General features: G+C 60.5%; 14 protein-coding genes. 9 read left to right on the plus strand and 5 right to left on the minus strand.

The window, feature by feature from the left end:
* The first annotated feature begins 676 nt into the window (after positions 1-676).
* From V5E97_RS05500 to V5E97_RS05520, 5 genes are all read left to right on the plus strand, one after another.
* A complete protein-coding gene (locus tag V5E97_RS05500; RefSeq protein ID WP_406698285.1) occupies positions 677-2,002 on the plus strand; it encodes a DUF4832 domain-containing protein in 1,326 nt (441 codons plus the stop codon).
* A 169-nt stretch (positions 2,003-2,171) separates the two neighbouring features.
* Positions 2,172-4,322, plus strand: coding sequence for a polymorphic toxin-type HINT domain-containing protein (locus V5E97_RS05505; RefSeq protein ID WP_406698287.1), 2,151 nt, complete (start codon positions 2,172-2,174; stop codon positions 4,320-4,322).
* 237 nt (positions 4,323-4,559) lie between these two features.
* Positions 4,560-5,090 carry a hypothetical protein gene (locus tag V5E97_RS05510; RefSeq protein ID WP_406698288.1) on the plus strand — a complete coding sequence of 177 codons (531 nt, stop codon included), beginning with the start codon at positions 4,560-4,562 and terminating at the stop codon, positions 5,088-5,090.
* Positions 5,091-5,252: 162 nt separating this feature from the next.
* Positions 5,253-5,723, plus strand: a complete 471-nt coding sequence (locus V5E97_RS05515) for a hypothetical protein (protein ID WP_406698289.1) — start codon at positions 5,253-5,255, stop codon at positions 5,721-5,723.
* A gap of 843 nt (positions 5,724-6,566) precedes the next feature.
* A complete protein-coding gene (locus V5E97_RS05520; protein WP_406698290.1) occupies positions 6,567-7,667 on the plus strand; it encodes a DUF1559 family PulG-like putative transporter in 1,101 nt (366 codons plus the stop codon).
* 326 nt (positions 7,668-7,993) lie between these two features.
* Here V5E97_RS05520 and V5E97_RS05525 read toward each other — a convergent pair whose 3' ends face one another.
* A complete protein-coding gene (locus V5E97_RS05525; RefSeq protein WP_406698291.1) occupies positions 7,994-8,656 on the minus strand; it encodes a PEP-CTERM sorting domain-containing protein in 663 nt (220 codons plus the stop codon).
* An 872-nt stretch (positions 8,657-9,528) separates the two neighbouring features.
* Between V5E97_RS05525 and V5E97_RS05530 the strand changes: the two genes are divergently transcribed.
* Positions 9,529-10,128, plus strand: a complete 600-nt coding sequence (locus V5E97_RS05530) for a hypothetical protein (protein WP_406698292.1) — start codon at positions 9,529-9,531, stop codon at positions 10,126-10,128.
* Positions 10,129-10,222: 94 nt separating this feature from the next.
* On the opposite strand, the gene V5E97_RS05535 is transcribed toward V5E97_RS05530, so the two are convergent.
* Positions 10,223-10,807: a GNAT family N-acetyltransferase gene (locus V5E97_RS05535; RefSeq protein ID WP_406698293.1), complete on the minus strand. Its 585-nt coding sequence runs from the start codon at positions 10,805-10,807 to the stop codon at positions 10,223-10,225.
* A 265-nt stretch (positions 10,808-11,072) separates the two neighbouring features.
* Between V5E97_RS05535 and V5E97_RS05540 the strand changes: the two genes are divergently transcribed.
* Positions 11,073-12,278, plus strand: coding sequence for an amidohydrolase family protein (locus V5E97_RS05540; RefSeq protein WP_406698294.1), 1,206 nt, complete (start codon positions 11,073-11,075; stop codon positions 12,276-12,278).
* 428 nt (positions 12,279-12,706) lie between these two features.
* On the opposite strand, the gene V5E97_RS05545 is transcribed toward V5E97_RS05540, so the two are convergent.
* Entirely contained in the window at positions 12,707-14,062 is a 1,356-nt protein-coding gene (locus V5E97_RS05545; RefSeq protein WP_406698295.1) for a DUF1565 domain-containing protein, read from the minus strand.
* A gap of 493 nt (positions 14,063-14,555) precedes the next feature.
* Positions 14,556-15,581, minus strand: a complete 1,026-nt coding sequence (locus tag V5E97_RS05550) for a phosphorylase family protein (RefSeq protein WP_406698296.1) — start codon at positions 15,579-15,581, stop codon at positions 14,556-14,558.
* Positions 15,582-15,840: 259 nt separating this feature from the next.
* On the opposite strand from V5E97_RS05550, the gene V5E97_RS05555 reads away from it, so the two are divergent.
* Complete coding sequence (locus V5E97_RS05555; protein ID WP_406698297.1) at positions 15,841-16,341, plus strand: SMI1/KNR4 family protein; 501 nt, start codon at positions 15,841-15,843, stop codon at positions 16,339-16,341.
* An 82-nt stretch (positions 16,342-16,423) separates the two neighbouring features.
* Here V5E97_RS05555 and V5E97_RS05560 read toward each other — a convergent pair whose 3' ends face one another.
* On the minus strand, positions 16,424-17,098 hold the full coding sequence (locus V5E97_RS05560; protein ID WP_406698298.1) for a transposase: 675 nt from the start codon (positions 17,096-17,098) through the stop codon (positions 16,424-16,426).
* Between the two features lie 298 nt (positions 17,099-17,396).
* On the opposite strand from V5E97_RS05560, the gene V5E97_RS05565 reads away from it, so the two are divergent.
* A complete protein-coding gene (locus V5E97_RS05565) occupies positions 17,397-18,596 on the plus strand; it encodes a formylglycine-generating enzyme family protein (protein ID WP_406698299.1) in 1,200 nt (399 codons plus the stop codon).
* The last annotated feature ends 411 nt before the right edge of the window (positions 18,597-19,007 follow it).

A 19,007-nucleotide genomic window follows, 5' to 3' on the forward strand; every position in this document is an offset into this window, starting at 1 on the left:
GGGGAACAAACTTAAAAATCAGGCTGTGTTGATTCGCTTTCGAGCTTGGTCATTCGGTCAGCGCTCGGGTCGTATCGCCACGGCTCTTGACCCTCCGAAACTCCGCTGATCCCGAGCCGTGCTTCATCGTACCGGCTCTGGCCTTGAGAAGTAAAGTTGGGCAACCGCAGTCCGGTTTCCTCCGCCTTGATCGAGCCAAGGGACCTCGTAGGTCCAACGAATCCCGTGGGGAGAACATGTCGCGTCATCTTAAGCGGCGATTTGACAAGGAGATCGGGATGGTGGGCCGTGCCCATCCTCCGAAAAAAAAGATTCTGGCCGCTAATCCATCGTAAATCGTTGATATAGTCATCCCGGGTGAGGCGAATTGCAGTAGCACGGCCGGCCCGGCCGTAATTGCCTTGGTTTGTAGTAGCACGGCCGGCCCGGCCGTAATTCCCTCGGGGTCGGCGCGAGTCTGAGAAATGGCCCTGGGCCGAGGGGGACACGGCCGGGCCGGCCGTCCTACGGATTCGACCGGGCCGGAAATCAAACGAGATTCTCGCCCAGGCGCGGAACGTTGTTTTTAATGTCGGGGTCTGTGCCCCCTTTTTTCCGGATTCCGGGACGATCGTCCACGGCGCGGCGATCTCCGCTGACAGCTCTTAAAAGGTCAACGTCACCGAGGAGCTTTGCCATGCGAGTCGTCTGGGTCGGACTCCTTGCTTCCATGATGACGGTCTGCCATGCCGCGCCTCCCGCGTCCGAGGTTCTGATTCGGCCCGCGGCGGCGCCCGGTCCGCTCGACAATCCCCTCAAGGGGTGGTGCCCCTTCACCATCGCCGGGACGATCCACCAGCCCTACTCGATGGTCTACCTGAACGTGCCCTGGAAAGTCCTCGAGCCGGAGGAAGGTCGGTACGGCTTCGAGCAATGGGAGCAGCAGGCCTGGGCTGCCCGCGCGGCTCAGGGCAAACACATCGTCTTCCGGGTCTATGTCGATTCCCCGTCGCACCCCTCGGGGCTGCCCGATTGGCTCAAGCAGAAAGGGATCAAGCTTTCACGGTACACGCACCACGGCGGCGGCGACTCGCCCAACTACGACGCCCCCGAGATGGTGACGGCGATGGAGCGGCTGATTGACGCCTTGGGGCGGCGGTACGACGGGAACCCTCGGGTGGCCTTCATCCAGCTTGGCCTGCTCGGCTTCTGGGGCGAGTGGCACACCTGGCCGCGGAGCGAACTCTACGCGAGCCGGGCGACGGAGCAGCGGGTCATTCAGGCGTACCGGCGTGCCTTCCCTCACAAGATCCTCATGGCACGCTACGCCAGGGACGATGCCGGGATGCAGCCCTGGCTCGGGTTCCACGACGACATGTTCCCGGAAGACACGGATAACGGCCAGGACTGGTCGTTTCTGGCGGGCCTGCGCAAGTCGGGCCGAGCTGAGAACTGGAAGCGGGCGGCGATCGGCGGCGAGATGGTGCCGCATCAGGCGAAGGCATGGCTCGGCAAGGGGTACGAGCAGACCGAGGAGATGCTCCGCCGGAGCCATTTCACCTGGGTCGGACCCTATTGCCCCGCGCTCCACGCATCGAGCACGCCTGAGTATCAGCGTCGGTCCGAGGAGCTCGTGCGGCAGATGGGCTATCAGTTCCAGCTCACGGAGGTCCGCCACCCCGCCACGGTGGCGGTGGGCGGAACCTCAACGGTCACGATCCGAGGCGTGAACGAGGGAGTCGCCCCATTCTATTATCCCTGGCCCGTGGAACTCAGCCTGATCGACGGTTCGGGCAAGGTGGCCGAGCGGTTCCCGTTGCCGTGCGACGTGCGGACCTGGCAACCGGGACCGTTCGAAGTGGCCGGGACGTTCGAGATCAAGGCGCCGCCGGGCCGATACCGGCTCGCCTTGGGCATTCGAGACCCGTGGAAAGATCGCCCCGCGATCGGCTTCGCCAACCTACTTTCCCAGCACGAGGGCTGGACAATCCTCGGCCCCTTGGATGTTGAGGCCGGCCGGTGAGATCGCCGTCGTCTTCGCCGCGGTTCAAGTCAGGCAAAATTTGAGTTTGCGCAGATGATTGGGTTTAAGACGTTCCTCTCGATGTCGCGCAACGATCCCTCTTGACAGTTGGTGCATGCACGCTAGGATTGACGTTGGCTTAATCCGTCTTCCCTCTCTCGGAGACGTTATGATGCTTGCGCCCATACTCGTCGGCTCTGTTTTGCTCCTGGCCGTTAATGGGGATCAAGACATAAGGGGGGCTGATATCGACGATTATGCGGCGGCCAGTGCCAACGTCGGTCGGGATCCCGACGCCCACGTCAGGCTTGCGCTCTGGTGTGAGATTCACGGGCTTCAAGCCGAGCGGCTCAAGCACCTTGCCATTGCAGTCATCGCCAACCCGCGGCACTCCATGGCGCGCGGCTTGATGGGGCTGGTCGACTACCGAGGGCGATGGCAGCGACCCGAGTCGATCGGCGAGAAGGTGAAGAACGACGCTCTGCTCGCCGAATATCGAGACCGCAGGGCCAAGACCAAGGATGACCCCGATGGGCAGTGGAGTCTCGCTCTCTGGTGCGACGAACAGGGCCTGAAGGCCGAGGCCGTCGCTCACTTCACGGCGGTCGTCATGCGCGATCCGAAGCGGGATGCCGCCTGGAGACGCCTCGGCTTCAAGAAACAGGGGCATCGCTGGGTCACCGAAGCCCGACTCGCCGAGGAGAAGGCCGTGGTCGATCGCCAGAAACAGGCCGATCGCCACTGGAGTCCGCTGCTGGTGAAGTGGCGTGACGGGCTTGGCGGCAAGAACGCCAAGCGGCGAGCCGAGGCCGAGATGTCGCTCGCGGAAATCTCCGACCCTGGCGCTGTGCCCGCGCTCTGGGCCGTGTTCGCCACCGGGAACGCCGAGCACCAGGCGGTGGCCGTGCGAGTCCTCGGGCGCATCGACGCCCCCGCGGCTTCGCGAGCCCTGGCGATGCTGGCCGGCTTCAGCGACTCGGCCGAGGTGCGCCGGACGGCGACCGAGACTCTCAAACGACGCGATCCTCGCGAATATGCCAACATCCTGATTGGACTCCTGCGTGACCCAGTCCAGTACAAGACGCAGAGGGTGGGGGGACCTGGCATGCCGGGGACCTTGTTCATCGCGGGGGAACGCAAGAACATCCAGAGGCAGTACGTCCCCCCCCCGATGCCTCGCCTCAACTTCTTCGATCCGTCGGCCATGGATCTCCTGACGTACGACGCAAACGGCTTGCCGATGGTCGTTCGCGGAATGGGAACCTCGGGAGTCGTCGTGCCAACAGGGCCTTACGGCTACGTCGCCTTCGGGGATGCCGCCAGGAACGTCGGCTCGACTTCATCCGAATCCAACGTGGTTCAGAAACTGCTGAGCGATCCCGGTAACGCGGCCGCGACCCTTTCCGCCGCCAACGCCCAGAACAAACCGAATCCGTTGGAACGATCAAGAATGCTGGCTGCCCAGGGGTTGTCCGCTCCAGGGCCCAATCCCGCGGGAAACACCATTCTGCTCGGACAGGCCATGCTTGAGACCCAGAACGCCGCGGCCTCGCTCCAGCAGCAGCTCGAGGCGGATGTCGCCGCGCTCGAACAGTCCAACGCCGAGACTCGTGAACAGAACGGCCGGATCTCCGGGCTCCTGAACGAGGCCACCGGCCAGGATCTCGCCGCCACCCCAAGCGCCTGGCAGGGCTGGTGGATCGACCAGCTCGGCTATTCCCAGAAATCACGGTACGAGCAACCCAAGCCCACGTTCGTCGAGGTGGTGTCCCGCCCGCTCCCTCCCGTCGCTGGGTTTGATGACAACAGCGACGGGTACGTCCGGCGGATCAGCTGCTTCGGCGCCGGTACCCCCGTCCATACGCTCTCCGGCATCCAGCCGATCGAGTCGCTCAACGAGGGAGACCAAGTGCTCACTCAAAACATGAAAACAGGAGCACTTGGTTACAAGCCGATCCTCGTTGTCCATCGGAACCCACCGAGCCCGACCTACCGCATCGCACTTGGCGACGAGACCGTCATCAGCAGCTACTTCCACCGCTTCTGGAAGGCGGGCCAAGGGTGGATCATGGCGCGTGACCTGACGGTGGGTGACAAGGTTCGCACCCTCGGCGGCCTTGTCCGGGTCCAATCTATCGCGACCTCCGACGTCCAGCCCGTCTTCAACCTCGACGTGGCCGACGATGCCGACTTCTTCGTCGGCCGCCAAGGAGCCCTGGTCCACGACAACACCGTGCCCGACTTTCGACAGACGCCGTTCGACGCCTCGCCCGGCAGTCTCGAGACCACGGCGGCCGCGGCCAGTCCGGTCTCCCGATAATGCGGTTCAAGCGAGCCGGATAGGAGTAAAGCTTCGCCGAACCCGTTTCTCTCCAGGTCAACGCGATCGGCCCTGGCATCATCATCGGCCTGAAAATTCCCGTGGGGTCGGCACGACCCGCCATCTTAACCTCCGCTTTAGCAAAGGGATCGGGATGGTGGGCCGTGCCCACGCCACAGGAAAAATCTGAGATGAACTTATGACGGGTTAACAGACTCTCGTGCTGGAGCGATCATCTTGTCCGTCATCAAACGCACCCTCTTGCTTTTCTGGGCGGCATGGCTGAGTGTCGTCGCGACGACGAATGTGCTCGACGGGCTGCGGACCCTGGGCACTCTCCCGGAGTCGTTCCAATTCATCTCCGGGAACTGGCAATGGATCAACCAGGTGATGGACCCGATCGCCGTTCCCCGCAGCCTGCAAGCCACCTTGTTTGTGGGCGTCATCGGGTGGGAGGCTCTGGGGGCGCTTCTGTTCTGGTGGGCCGTCGCGTCGTATCGCGGCCGGCCGCTCATGCAGGAGCAGGCGACCCTGTTTGCCTGCGGCGTCAACCTGGCCCTCTGGTCTACGTTCCAGGTGTTGGACGAAGTGTTTCTGGCTTATGTGCCTGAGGGGGTGCACCGGGTGATCTTCCTCAATCAGATCGCCACGCTGCTCGTGCTGGACCTGCTACCAAGCCAGGCGCGGCGGACTGACATGATCGAGCCCGACTCGATTCGGGCCGGAGATGATCTCGTCGCCACCGCACCGGGCCCTCCCCGCGTTTGACTTCGAGATGCTGGCCCAACATTTCAAAGGAGGACTCCTGGTCCGTTGATGCATGACTAATCGAGATATCGGAATGGCCGAGCTAATCTTGCCGCGTCACAATACAGGATGGCCGAAGTATGCTGATTCTGAGGATATCGAGTTCCTTGGGAAGCAATCACCATGGCGAAACTATCTCACGCGGATGCGGCCAGTAAGCTCCAGGCTGCGGGAATTACCTGGTCGTCGAGTGGAAATTGCAGCGACCGTAATAACAAACGCTGTACCTCGTTCGATGAGATCAACTCCGAGACCATCGACGGGATCATCTCCTTCAAGAAGGTGAGTGGATGCGAGGTCAGAATCACTGGGGGGACCGAGACCGGCCATTCGACTTCGACGAAGAGTCACTGGAACGGATTCAAGGTGGACATCAATCCCAGTGTCTGCGTCAGTGATTTCATCGAGAACAATTTCGAAGCGGCCGGGGTGCGCAGCGACGGTGCCAAGATGTTCAAAGACGGAGCGGGAAATACCTACGCACGAGAGTCCGACCACTGGGACATCACGTTCGTCTCCGGGTCGGTCAGCGCCGAGACCCAAGGAAGGACATTCTCGACGGACATGTGCGGGACGTCCTTGCGGCGACGTTGATCGAAAAAGAAACAACGATCCGCGACTGGGCGAGAATCTCGCTGGATTTCCGGCCCGGTCGAATCCGTAGCACGGCCGGCCCGGCCGTGCTCCTGCAGTAAAGCTTCGCCGAACCCGTTTCTCCCGACGTCAACGCGATCGGTCAGGGCATCCTCGTCGGCCTAGCATATCCCCTAGGGTGGGCACGGCCCACCATCTTAACTCCCGATTTAGCAAGGAGATAGGGGTGGTGGTCCGTGCCCGCCATACGAGAAAAATCGGATTCTGGTCGCCGAATAATCATGAATCGTTGATGGGCTCACCACGTGTTAGCCGGCGCTTTACTTACGACAAACAGCCCGTTGCGGAAACCGCAAGAATCATCGGTGCTTTCGCTTTTTCGCGGATCGTTGAAATAAAGGTGGAGACTCGATTCCCGTTCGAGTGTGTTGGCCGTTTTGCGCCCCACATATCTCCGAACCCAAGGTCCTATCTGAACCCATGTGAGGTGCCTGGCTACTCCTGGACTTCTCTCAATTTGCGTAGGTAGAGCTGAAATATGAAAATTAGGATTTGTGTGCTCTCCGGGTTTGACGGAAGAATGGAGGAGGGATTGCAAGCATTGCCAGGAATGAGCAAGATAGGGATTGAAGAATCTCATTTGGATTCGAGGCTTCACAGGCGCAAAGAAGAGTTCACCTCTGGTCTTCCTCGGATTCCCTTGGCTTCGGCCCTCGTTTTTCGACCACCGGCCATGGTGAACCTGAAGAGGGCCACATCAGCCGACGCCCGTCCTCTCTGATCGAGGGGATCTCCAGGAGGTGAGAGTGACGGATCGGCATTCTCAACAAAGGAGAACCATCGATGGTCGCAACTGATTGTGGACGGGTTCGAGCGTCGTCGTCTCCTCGGCGGTTCGGCTTTACCCTGATCGAGCTCTTGGTGGTGATCGCAATCATCGGGGTCTTGGTCGCCCTGCTGCTCCCGGCGGTATCAAGCGCTCGCGAGTCGGCCAGACGGGCGCAGTGTGTGAACAACTTGAAGCAGATCGGGATCGCGATGACGAATTATCACGATACGATTGGTTGCTTCCCGCCCGGTCAGATTGGAGCCTCTGACTGGATGGTCTGGTCGGCCCACGCGATGCTCTTACCTTACCTGGAACAGAGGCCGCTCTACGACGCGGCCAATTTCGACTTTGGGACGGGCTGTCGGCCCGACGGCATGGCGATGGAGAACTCGACCGTAACCCGGACGAAACTCGACTTGTTCATCTGCCCGTCCGACGTCAACCGGCTGACCACGCCAGAGGGGCACAATAACTACGTCGGCAACAGCGGCACTGCGCTCAATTCGACCTATCACCCGGGTCCGTTCGGCGGGCTCTTCCTTGGCCCGGACACAGACTCGACCGAGGCTCAGGTCAAGGCGATCATCGACGTGACCGACGGGCTCAGCCAGACGGCCGCGTTCAGCGAGCGAGTCAAAGGGTTGAAAAATTCGAATTTTCTCTACGACCTGTCAAAACCGTACATTACGGTTTACGCGGTCGATTTCAGTTTCATGGAAGCCGAGTTGTGGAGCCTTCCGGCGCCCTATGCCGATCGCTGTCGCAGTCTCAACATCCGTAATATGCACGGTGGCGGACACAGCTCGGGGATCATGACCGGACTGGGGTACTCCGCAGGGAAAGGGGGAGGGAACGGTGGTTCCTGGGCGGTGGGGCTGCCGACACACACTCGCTATAGCCATCTCATGACCCCGAATACCTGGAGTTGTGCCTGCACCGCCAACGATTTTTGGATGGCCGGCGCGTTCACGGCCAGCAGTCGGCACCCAGGGCTTGTCAACGTCCTGTTCTGCGACGGGTCCGTCAGATCGATCAAGGACTCGGTCAATCGTGAGCCTTGGTGGGCTCTCGGGACGATCGCCAACGGCGAGGTGATCACCGCGGATAGTTATTGAAACACGTTTTGCGGTGAAGGAAGCAGGGCTCAGCCCACGTGACTTGCTTCAGACGGAAATGGAGAGATGCCCCATCTCGAGGAAGGCGTCGTCGTTATGATTCAGTAGGCCGCGGAACGGCCTCGACGGCCGGGCCGTCCACCAACTCTTGCGGAGCGCCGTCGAGCATGACGGGCTGATCTCCGCCGGCCTGCTGGAAGACGCTGGTAACGTGCCCCGATAAACGGCACGTCTGGTATTACGATGATCAGTGCCCTGTGCCTTTTCGATGCAGGGCGTATTCTTCATACGCCCTTTTACATCGCCCGCACAAGACCTGATTGCATTTACGCCGCGGCTTCGATTCCGCCAGCGCGCTTCCGTGCGATCCGTTTGCGGATAACCACCCCACCGAAGCCAATCAGCAGCACAGCCAGGGTCGATGGTTCGGGGACAGCCGGAGTCAGTGAGGTAACCTTGCCCAAATCGGCGTAACGGTCCGGCTGGTCAGGAGAAGTGAAAAAAAAAGAAGCTCCTCCGAAATCTGATAGCGACAGTGAGGTCGGCGGTTGTCCGGATGTAAACGGGCCCGGGCCCGCGTCCGGCGTGTTGTCGCGGGTGATATAGATCGATTGCCATATGGTGTGGTAACCAGGCTTGAACGCAACATTGAGATTAAACATGTCGTATTGTGCTACGTGGGATACCGTGAGGCTGCTGCCGACGATGGGGCCGAGACTGCTCGATGTCATGTTGCCCACTGTGAAACTCATGCTGATCAGGGTGCCCGCTTGGCCAGGTGCATCTTTGTAAAACCCGATCTCCGTTGTTGGAAGCCCGGTCGCGCTCTCAAGGTCGGTATCGTAGCTAAATGTACCGGAAAACTGGGTCGATCCATTAACAGGCTGATCAAATGTGCCGCTGAAATCATAACTGACGGGCGATGCTTGGGCAGTTGTCACGGTAGCAAACATCAAGACCAGGGTGTAGAGCGGGCGCGAGCGATTCATACAAGCCTCGGGTAGACTGCGATTAGGGTGAGTTTTAGGAGGGGGAGGGCGGGATCTTCGCCGAAATCGCCGAGTTCGTCAAGATCAACAAAGACCCAAATGTGCGATTGGCGATAATGATTGTCCCGCTAGCCTTTACGTCGAATTGATTTCAGCTCGACCCGCGAAATTGTTGGGAACCTTCGTCATTGCCGCCGCCATCTGGGTAAGTTGGGGGGAGAGGTTTTGTGGTTCGAGGTCGCTCTTGCGACGCGGCTGTCTTCGAGTTGATTTCAGGGGAGCGACCCCATACAGCCAAATCCAGCGCTGGTAATCGGGACAGAACGCCTCGCTTTTACCACGCCTTTGCCCCAGGGGGACATTCGCCAATATTATCAACGATCCGCGACAGAGCGAAAGCACCGAGGATTCTTGCGGTTTCCGCCACAGAATTGTAGTAGCACGGCCGGCCCGGCCGTAATTCCCTCGGGTCGGCGCAAACCCGAGGAATGGCCCTGGGCCGAGGGGGATACGGCCTGATTCGACCGGACCGGAGATCCATCGAGATTCTCGCCCAGGCGCGGATCGTTGAAAATGATTGCTGTGATCTGGGCGATAGGGGATACTGCATGAAGCCTCTCAGGGGGCGTCATATCGAGTGGACTCAGATAAAAGCAAGGTGTCAAGAGTTTTAAGTCATTGAACTCATAAATAGGTATGTTCTGGCCGTTGGTGTCGAGGCTGACGTTCGAAACCGGAGGCTTGTGGTGGATCAAAAGACGCGAAAGTTTATCCCGCGGCGATTCAAGTTTGCCCTGGCCTCGCTCATTATTGGAACGGGAATATGGATCGTACTCATGGGGGTTTCGCAGTCACTCACTCGAAAGCCTGTCATGGCCACTGCCTTGGCCACGAAGCGAGCGAACGCGAACGCCCCAAGGTTTCTCGAGCACTTCAATCGAGTCCCCGGCGCTCCCTTTCTCATGGCCTCCATTGGCTCCAGCGCCGATTATCAGCGTTCGTCCCTCGCGAGCTATTCTACGAGCGCTTCGTTTACGCATAACTATGTTTTCTTGAGTCTCGACAATCAATCGATCCGCCGACTCCTCCCCACGAACGACCATTACATCAGTGAGGCCGTGGCCTTGCCGGAAGCGCTCGACGGGAGGCCAGCTGTTGATAAGGCCGGTACTCTCGGCCGCGAGGGCGTGCAGTGGTGGCTCTTCGACGTCGTGAAGCAAGACACGAACCTTGACGGCGATTTCGATGGACAAGACTTGCACACTCTTGGAGTCTCAGACGCCGGTGGTTCCGGCTACACGGAGCTGATCGAGGGCATCACCAAACACTACGGCCGGACCCTCCGTGATCCGAACACCCTCGTCGTCGTCTACGAGAGCGGGGGAACAAAGCGGGTCAGCCTGATCGATTTGCCCAAGCGAACCGTGCTCTCGACCACCTCGTTCCCCGATCTCGGATCAGACCTCAAATGAGTTGTCCCGAACAGAAGAATCGAAAGGGTGGCATTCGGCAACTTTGCCGATATCTGGGGTAATCTTACCCAGTTTGCGCAAGCTGCTTCAAGAATTAAGAATGTCTCATTTTGGATATTCGATAGAGCACGTGTCGCCGCAACCTGTGTCCCTCGGGCAGTGCCGGATGGTCGAAGTCATCCGCTTCCGACCGCGTCATTCCAATCCGCTCCATCACTGCCCATGACCGGGCGTTTTCCGGCACGGTGAACGACACGATCTCGTCGAGCCCAAGCTGCTCGAAGCCGTAACGCATCGCGGCACGGGCCGCCTCGGTGGCATACCCCTTCCCCCAATGTTCGCGGGCAAGACGCCAGCCGATCTCGACGCAAGGCGTAAAGGGAGCCTCGAAGGTTTCGTGGTGCAGACCGACGAACCCGATGAACGAGGCGATGCCTGGAACCTCCAACGCCCAGAGACCGTAGCCCTGCCGGTTGAACAAGTCGCGAAACCGGGCCGCGAGGGAATCGCTCTCCTGACGGTTGAGCGTCTTCGAGAAGAATTCCATCACCGCCGGGTCGGCGTTCATCGCGGCGAAGGGTCCGAGGTCGGCCTCGCGCCAAGGGCGGAGTAGGAGCCGGTCGGTACGGAGCGAGCGGTCGGAAGTGATTCCGTCGCCGTCTGATAAGTTGACACCCATGGTCGCCCTCGAACCTTGGCTCACAAGATCATTCCTGCCTGCGTCCCGGCAATGCGCCTGGAGGGCGAAGAGGGGATATTCGTCAATAAGGCCACTGGTTGGGAAGATCGAAACCGGGACGTTCGTCAATTTTGCCGCTCTCTGGGTAAAATCGAATGCATCCGAAAGTGTGGGGATTCACAGGTGAGATCTCATCCAGCTTACGCAAATCGCTTCAAGGATCAGGAATCTCCCCTTTTCGACCAAAGCGGAAGGAGTGGCAAAGATGCAGGACGTCGACACCTTGTTTCGAGGCGTGAAACTCGTCGACGGGACGCATGCGGCCATTGCTGTCAAGGATGGCAAGATCATCGCGATCGGGCCTGATGCGGACTCGGGCACAACGGCGCGCAGCGTCGTGGATCTTGGCGGTGGCCTGGTGGTTCCCGGCTTCGTCGAAGGCCACATTCACCTCGATACCAGCTTCTATGGCGATACCTGGAAACCTCACAAGCCATGTACCGCGGGTTTCGATGTCCGCGAGCGGGTCGAATTCCAACGCCAGAACATGGCCGCCGCGGCACCGATGGACGAGCGTGCCCGCAACCAGTTGGATCTCTGCATCACCAACGGCGCGACTCAGATGCGCAGCCATGTGATGGTTGATGCCAGCGTTGGTCTGAAGTCGCTGGAGACGATCCTCGCCGTTCGGGAAGAGTATCGCGATCGGATTGATATTCAGCTTGTCGCCTTCCCCCAGAGCGGCATCATCACCTGCCCCGGAACGGCCGAACTGCTTGACGCTGCGTTCGACATCGGCTGTGACTTGATCGGCGGACTCGACCCGGCCTCGTTCGATCGAGACGCCAGTGCGCATCTCGACGTCGTCTTCGGGATTGCCGAGAAACGAGGTGTCGGTATCGACATTCACCTGCATGAGCCGAATATGCTGGGTATCTTCGACCTCGAGGAAATCGCGGCGCGGACGCGTGCCCTGGGGTTGCAGGGCAAGGTCGCCGTTAGCCACGCGTACGCTCTCGGCGAGGTGCCCATCGAGGTGGTCCGCCGCACTGCGCAACGACTCGCCGAGGCAGGCGTTGCAATCATGACGAATGCGCCCGGCAGCTCTCCGTTTCCGCCAGTCAAAGAGTTGCGAACGGCTGGTGTCACGGTTTTCAGCGGCAGCGACAATATCCGCGACTCGTGGTGGCCCTACGGAGACGGCGACATGCTGGGTCGTGCCATGATGATCGGCTACCGGTCGGGGTTCTATACCGACGAGGAACTCGGCGTGGCCTTCGACGTCGTGACCGAGTCGGGCGCGAAGGCGCTTGGCTTGAGCGACTACGGCCTCCGCGTCGGCGCAAACGCCGACTTCGTCGTGCTCAAGGCCGAGCACATTCCGGAGGCTGTCGTGGCCTTGCCGAAACCACGCTCGGTTTACAAGGCGGGCCGATGCGTCGTCAGCAATGGCGTACTGGCTCGGAGATAGAGGGCCGCGAATCGCCAGGCACCTTTGTATCGGCAGGTTAGAGCGGTTTACGATCGCATTGCGCACGGTGGAGGAAAACGGGGACTGGCTCCCGGCCCGCTCCATGCTCTGCTTTTCCGGACGACCTGGCGGCCGGGTGCCTGTCCCCATTTTCCGGGCTGTCACGGGCGGCCTCGGCGGAAAGGGGGACAGGCACCTCCGCTTCGCTCCGGAGCCAGTCCCCGTTTCCGCACGTGCTCCTGAGTCTTGAGACCAACCACCGTGCGCAACGCATCCGCAAACCGCTCTATGTATGTGGAGCAGGACTCAGCCAGGCATCACTGAGTTAGAGTGCTCGCGGTTTGAGACCGCTTTTGCTGTGTAGCCGTCCCCGCTCGCGGAGCCTCGCTTGCAGGCCCAGCGAATCGGCCGTGCCGCGCGCCGTCCGTTCAACGATCGCTCACAGTGTCTCCCGGGGCCGCACCGTGCTGGTAGGCGCCGATGTCGTAGCCAGTGGCAGGCGTCCGTGGCTTTCCTTCGATGTCGAGCAGCGGGGCATCGGTCGCCGTACCCCCGCCGATCGCTGGCGAGTTCGAGTCCAGGTGGAAGTCGGAGACGCCCGTCCGGGTATAATTCACGAACTTTGGATCGGCGCCCACTGTTGCGATGGGGGTCAGGCCATTGCGAAGTTGCCAGTCATAGGCCGTGTTCCGGAAGAGCAGGTTGTTCTGATAGGTGTTATGCTTGCCTGTTTTCCCCTGTTCCGAGACACCGTATCTGTTGTCGTAAACGATGTTGTTGGAGACGACCGTGTGATCGTTCGGGCCCGAGGTGTGATAGAAATTGCCTCCGCCCACAATGATGCCAAAGTCCGAAGCGGACACCGTGTTGTTGGTGATGATAACGTTGGTCGCGTCGTGCCACAGGTGGATTGCCGCTCCGGAGACCCGGTAGACGACGTTGTTCTTCACGGTGCCCGAAGTGCTCACATAGATCCCCTGGACGAAGCGGCATCCGGGCGGCCCGATGTCGTGTACGACGTTGCCGATGACATCGCTACTGACCCCATGGTAGTAGGAGTCCACGCCGATGGCCGAGCCGCCGGCACTCGTGCAAGGCACCGACGTGGCGATGTGATGAACGTGATTGTCGCGGACCGAATCGAAGGAGCCGCCGTTATAGATTCCATGAGTCCACTTGGTGCCTTCCCGAGAGTCGGTGCCATCGACCTCGAAGCCGACGATGTCGACAAAGTTGCCGCGGTTGTCCCAGGCCGTGTGGCTCCTCGACCTCGCTGGCGGGATGATCCTCGCGCCCCATCTTTTGGTGGAACGGTAGGCGATCCGTCCCGTTGCCGTCCCGCTGCTCGTCGTCTTGAAGCCGCCTTCGTAAGTTCCGGGCGCCACGAAGACGGTGGTATCCGGCGTGGCCCGCCTGGCCGCGTGCGCGATGGTCTTAAATGGCGCCGACTGACTGCCCGGATTGTCGTCTGAACCATCCGTCGCAACGTAGAATTGGGGATGGGTCTCGGGCGGCGGGGGGGGCGTCACTACCGGTGCCGTATCGCGTGGCCTTCCGGGCACCTCCGCCGCATCGGCAGTCGGGCCATCGCCGTCGAGTGCGATCTCCGAAGCGGAACCCTCGACGGCGGCCGTCCCGCAGGCCGTGTGGGTCAGCGGTTGGAACTCCTCGCCAAGGGCCGCGACGCACCCTGCGTCCAACCCGTAGCCTTCAATCGGCGTCAACACCAAGGCCACGCAGAGGAACAGCAGGGCGTCGGCACGAACTCTGGGAGAATATCGCATCAATGCATGCCTCGGGTTTGTCGCTGGAGCCGCACGGCCAGTTTGCTGCGTGGGGGAAATCAGGGTAGCGAATCCGCAGGGTCTTGGCATGCAGTTAATGGACTTACCCACGAATGGCGTTGCGAAACGGGGACGTTTTATCAAACTTGCCGCTATCTGGGCAAAATGGGATATTAAACAACGATCCGCCATCGAGCTAAGATTCACCCTCGTTCCCACGGTCCCCCGTGGGCATGCCGTCCCCGACGCTCCGCGTCGTCTGGCCCTCGAAAGCCGAGGACGCAGGAGCGTCCAAGACTTCATTCCCACGGAGGACCGTGGGAACGAGAAGCGAGAGGCTTTCTAAATAGCCCTGTATCGGGTCGTTGAGATTAAATCGTATCTCGCAAGGATGCTCTTGGTCGGCTTGCTCTAGCAAAACCCATAAATATGAAAATGGGGATTAGAATTTTGCGAGTCATTGGAGAAAACCAGTTTGCGCCGTGTCGGATGCTCACTCCCCATGCAGAACGATGCGATCGGTCGGGAGAGAGGCGAGCGCCTGGAACGTGATATCGATCATGCGATCGACGTTTTCAGCGTAATGGGTGTCAAAACGATCGTTGAGTCGATCGCCGATCGCGTTGCAGAACGAGGTGAACAGGTGCCCCTGGCCGCAGAGTTTCGACGCGAGAACGGCATTCTCCATCTCGATCGCCTCGATCTTTCCGAAGGGTACTACCGCTTTCATTGCGAAGAGAGCCTTGTCCAGGTCCGGCAGGCAGGATTGGAAGCGGGAAACCGGACGCCACTGTTCATCGTAGAATCCGGAACAGGTCACTCCGATTCCCGATACGGTTGGGAAGCCCGCTTCGCGCGCAGAACTCATCAGTGCGTCATTGAGCAAGCGCGAAGTGGAATTCATGTACGGATAAAACACATCCGGTTTCTCGACCCACGATGCGACCTGGTTCTGGACCGTAGCCCAGAATGCTTCGAACAGGACATTCTCCTCCGGTGTTCGGTCGGGCCGCCTGATCATGTGTCCCGAGGCATCCAGACCGAATGTGGCGGTCGTGATAATGCCTGTGCCGGGAGCGGTCTCGGGCTGTCCGAATCCGCATGTTCCGATCCGCACGGCCCGGATCTGCGGAAAGTTCTCTCGGCGACGTCGAGCCTTGAAGTCCATCTCTGTCAGGAAGATGGCTTCGTCGACGACGATCGCCGTACAGCCGGCTCCCATCTGAGTGGTGAACACCCCGACGTCCAGGCCGGTCTCGGGATCTTTGGCCCAGACCGCATCCAGGTCGCGATTCGAGTTCGACGCGAACACTTGGAGACGTCGCTTCTCCACGATCCGCCGTTGTCGCTCCGGAGCCCCGACGAAGATCATGTTCACAACCGGCTTCTCCCCGACGAGAGCAGGGAGTCGCACGTGATACGGCCGGTCATTTTCGAGCACGAGGTCGCCGCCGGAAAATGGACCTAGATTATCGAGAAGCCAGGAGTACTTCGCAGCCAATTTCACGCCGTTTAGCATTGCTCTCTCCTCGACGGAACACGGAAAGATTCGCTAATGTTGCCGTGAGTTGGGCAATTCTGGAATATTGCTTAGTATCTCACAAGGATAATCTTGTTCAAATTGCGCATGCCGTGTCAAGAATTAAGAATGGTCTTTTGAAGCTTCGGACCAGCGCACAACTTTCGGGCCGTGCTCCGCCGTGATTGCCCAGTTTCGCGAGCCGTTCCCAACATTAACCCGGAGGTGATCTCTGGGTCATGAATTCCGAGGTAATCGCATGGACAATTCTCAAAAGCTAATGGAGAGCTTCGCCAGGGAGGTTGTGAGGATCTGGGCGGCCTGGCCGCTGGTGGGCGTAAGAGGCTTTCGGGAGGACGAGATCCGCGCCGTCGAGGAGGCGATCAGCCTTCCGCTCCCGGCCGCCTACCGCGCTTTCCTCAGAACGATGGGCCGCTCCGCCGGGGCCCTTTTTGGGGACGTGACCATGACCTTTGACAGCCCCGGAGCATTTCTCCATCTCCAGCACGATGCGCGCGACAATACGGCCGGACTCGGCTACCCCCCACGGCTTACACCCGAAGCTTTTGTCTTCTCGGACTACGGAGGCTCACAGTTTTCCTTCTTCCTCTGCGGCGGCCGTGAAGACGACCCGGAAATCTTTGATTACGAGGTCGGCAACATCGATCCCCCGCAATCCGCGGGGCGGTTCACCGATACCATTCGTTATCACCTCAAAGCATATCCACGCCGGAGCAAACCGTTCCTCTGGTGGAGTTAGCGCGAGAGGTTACCGGGGGCGAATCCCGGAGGAACCAGGGCGACATTCGTCATTTTTGCCGTAGTCTGTGTAAGGTGAGGTGTTAGAGATCACGCCGTTTGAGGTCACCCTGGCGCCGCGGCCGTCCCCGATCGCGAAGACTCGATTGCAACCCCAGAGATTCGGCTGTATCCCGCGTCCACATCTCCGAGCCCAGGGGTCGGTCGCGGCGGATTGACTCGCGGATTGGGTCGCACTCTGCTTCTGTCGTCAGCGAGTTGACGTCCTCGATCCAGCCTTCGCCGCGGGGTGCTGGGCCTGGATCGAGCGTCGGTGCCGGGCCGAGACTCGAGAGGCTGGACCATCGCCACAGTTCAGCCCGCTCCACCAGAGCAGCTCGGAGTGGGTTGCGCTCGATGTAGCGAAGGACGACTCGGAGGTGATCGTCGGCCTGGATGGGGAAGGCTTTGAAGCGTCCTTGCCAGACGTGTCCGCTGGAGTGGTAGTGGCGGAGATGGCGTCGGACGTGGGTGGTGAGGAGCCAGTGCATCCATCGGCTGAGATCGCCATCATCACGTGGCCAGAGCGCCATGTGAAAGTGGTTGGGCATGAGGCAGTAAGCAATGATCCGCATCGGCACGCGGAGCGAGGCCTCGGCCATCATCTCAAGGAAGGCGTCGTAGTCGCCGTGTTTGTGGAAAACGGTGGCTCTGGCATTGCCTCGATTCAGGACATGATAGCAGTACCCAGCGGCCGAAGCGCGAGCGGTGCGTGGCAAGAATGGGCTTGGCGAAGGAGGAAAGAGTGTCACCGAAGTGAGTTTATCCAGACTGCGCAAACCGCGTCAAGATATAGGAATGTCACATTTGATTCGCGTCGGTCGAGGCGGCCGAGGAGATGTGACTGTGAGCACGGTTGCGCCCGATCCAAACGTGATGTGACGATTGCGCAAGACTCGGGCCGAATACCGCACTTATCCCATTCGGTTCTGGAACTCCTCTTTCAGATCAGGTTGAATTGACATGGCGACGAATAATCCCATGCTTCCGATCGGACCTGGAACGAGGGTACGGCCCGTGCGTCGACCACCCGAAAAGCGCCTGATTGGTCTGCGTCCCCTCTACCAGTGCGGGCTGGCCGGGGTCTTGCTCTTCCTGGCAGTCACCATCGTCCGTAGCTTTCTCCGCCCGCCCGCCCCTCCGCCATTCAAGCCGACTCCGCCGGTGCGGACACTCGCCGTCCAGATCACCGAAGGCCAGCCCATGACCATCGACGCGACCGAGCTGGCGCGTGCCGGCGAAGAGCGATCCGACAACGCGCTGGGGATGCGTCTCTGCTGGTGTCCTCCGGGGCGCTTCTTCATGGGAGGTGGGCCGAAGGGGCCTTCCGGGAGATACCTGGGCGGCGAACCATTCCCCGTGGGCATCGGTCGCGGGTTCTGGATCGGGAAGTTCGAGGTGACGCAGGAGGAGTGGCAGGAGGTCATGGGCAAGACGCTCCCGCAGCAGCGGGCCATGGACCCGAGGCAGCCCCGCCCCTTGGGCGACAACAGCCGTCGCGACCACGCCGGGATGGGTCAAGATTACCCCATCTACTTCACGAGTTATCGCGAGGCGGAAGAGTTCTGTCACCGGCTCACCGAGCTCGAGCGGGACGCGGGCCGGCTCGAGCCCGGTTGGGTCTACCGGGTGCCGACCGAGGCGGAATGGGAATTCGCCTGCCGCGCCGGGACGACGACCGCCACGGCGTTCGGCAACGAGCTCGGGAGCGCCCAGGCGAATTTCGACGGGACCGTCCCCTTCAACAACGCCCCGGCCGGCCCCTTCCTCCGCCTGACGAAGCCGGTCGGCAGCTATCCCGCAAACGCGTGGGGCATCCACGACATGCACGGCAACGTCTGGGAGTGGTGTCGCAAGGTCGATCGACCGGGGCTCGCCCGCAGTCCCATTGCTGCCGTCAAGAAGTCGACCCCGGAGCAGACCGTCCGCGGCGGTTGCTGGTATGAACCGGGCCACCAGTGCCTGTCGACGACGGGCCTTTCAATACAGGTCAACGGGCGCGGCTCGGGCCTGGGCTTCCGAGTGGCGCTGGTCTCTACCGAGCTCTGGAGAGAGGCGGACGATTCGCGGAGGCATTGCGGGCGGCCGTCGGAAAGCGAAAAAGGGACATTCGTCAATATTACCGCTGCTTGGGCAAACTGGGACGGCATTTGTGGTCGGGTGCCATCATCGAACAAGTCAGAGTCAAACGCGGTATTGCCTGTATTGTGCAAATAACGTCAAAATTGACGAATGTAGTCATTATCCTTGATTCCCTCCCAGTCCGACTCCGCCCCGCGGCACTCCGCACAGTACCACACCTTCACCACGTCGCCTTGGACGGGTGCGCCCTCCGTGGACACTGGACTGGTGGCCGCATTGGGGAATAGCCGGTACCTAGCCTTGAGATACCAGTCGGTGTAGTCGATGCAGCCGCGGAAGACCTCCACATTGTCCGGTCGTAGCTCGCAGCCGTGCAACTCGCAGACGCGAAGGGCGCCATGAGTTCATCGACGGTGCAATCGAACTCCGGATGGGCAGCCACGAACACCCGCCAGGTCCCTTCCTGCCAGTACCGCAGCCGTCCTGCTCGGCGTAGCTGGACGACGAACTTGCGGAATACCTCCGCTCCGAGGCTTGCCGCGAATG

This window comes from Singulisphaera photorubra (assembly GCF_045290345.1).
Classification (GTDB): domain Bacteria; phylum Planctomycetota; class Planctomycetia; order Isosphaerales; family Isosphaeraceae; genus Singulisphaera.

Excerpts from the sequence above, each read along its gene's own strand:
- V5E97_RS05500 (WP_406698285.1), top strand. The coding sequence starts at position 677 with ATGCGAGTCGTCTGGGTCGGACTCCTTGCTTCCATGATGACGGTCTGC.
- V5E97_RS05505 (WP_406698287.1), top strand. The coding sequence starts at position 2,172 with ATGATGCTTGCGCCCATACTCGTCGGCTCTGTTTTGCTCCTGGCCGTT.
- V5E97_RS05515 (WP_406698289.1), top strand. The coding sequence starts at position 5,253 with ATGGCGAAACTATCTCACGCGGATGCGGCCAGTAAGCTCCAGGCTGCG.
- V5E97_RS05520 (WP_406698290.1), top strand. The coding sequence starts at position 6,567 with ATGGTCGCAACTGATTGTGGACGGGTTCGAGCGTCGTCGTCTCCTCGG.
- V5E97_RS05525 (WP_406698291.1), bottom strand. The coding sequence starts at position 8,656 with ATGAATCGCTCGCGCCCGCTCTACACCCTGGTCTTGATGTTTGCTACC.
- V5E97_RS05530 (WP_406698292.1), top strand. The coding sequence starts at position 9,529 with ATGGCCACTGCCTTGGCCACGAAGCGAGCGAACGCGAACGCCCCAAGG.
- V5E97_RS05535 (WP_406698293.1), bottom strand. The coding sequence starts at position 10,807 with ATGGGTGTCAACTTATCAGACGGCGACGGAATCACTTCCGACCGCTCG.
- V5E97_RS05540 (WP_406698294.1), top strand. The coding sequence starts at position 11,073 with ATGCAGGACGTCGACACCTTGTTTCGAGGCGTGAAACTCGTCGACGGG.
- V5E97_RS05545 (WP_406698295.1), bottom strand. The coding sequence starts at position 14,062 with ATGCGATATTCTCCCAGAGTTCGTGCCGACGCCCTGCTGTTCCTCTGC.
- V5E97_RS05550 (WP_406698296.1), bottom strand. The coding sequence starts at position 15,581 with ATGCTAAACGGCGTGAAATTGGCTGCGAAGTACTCCTGGCTTCTCGAT.
- V5E97_RS05555 (WP_406698297.1), top strand. The coding sequence starts at position 15,841 with ATGGACAATTCTCAAAAGCTAATGGAGAGCTTCGCCAGGGAGGTTGTG.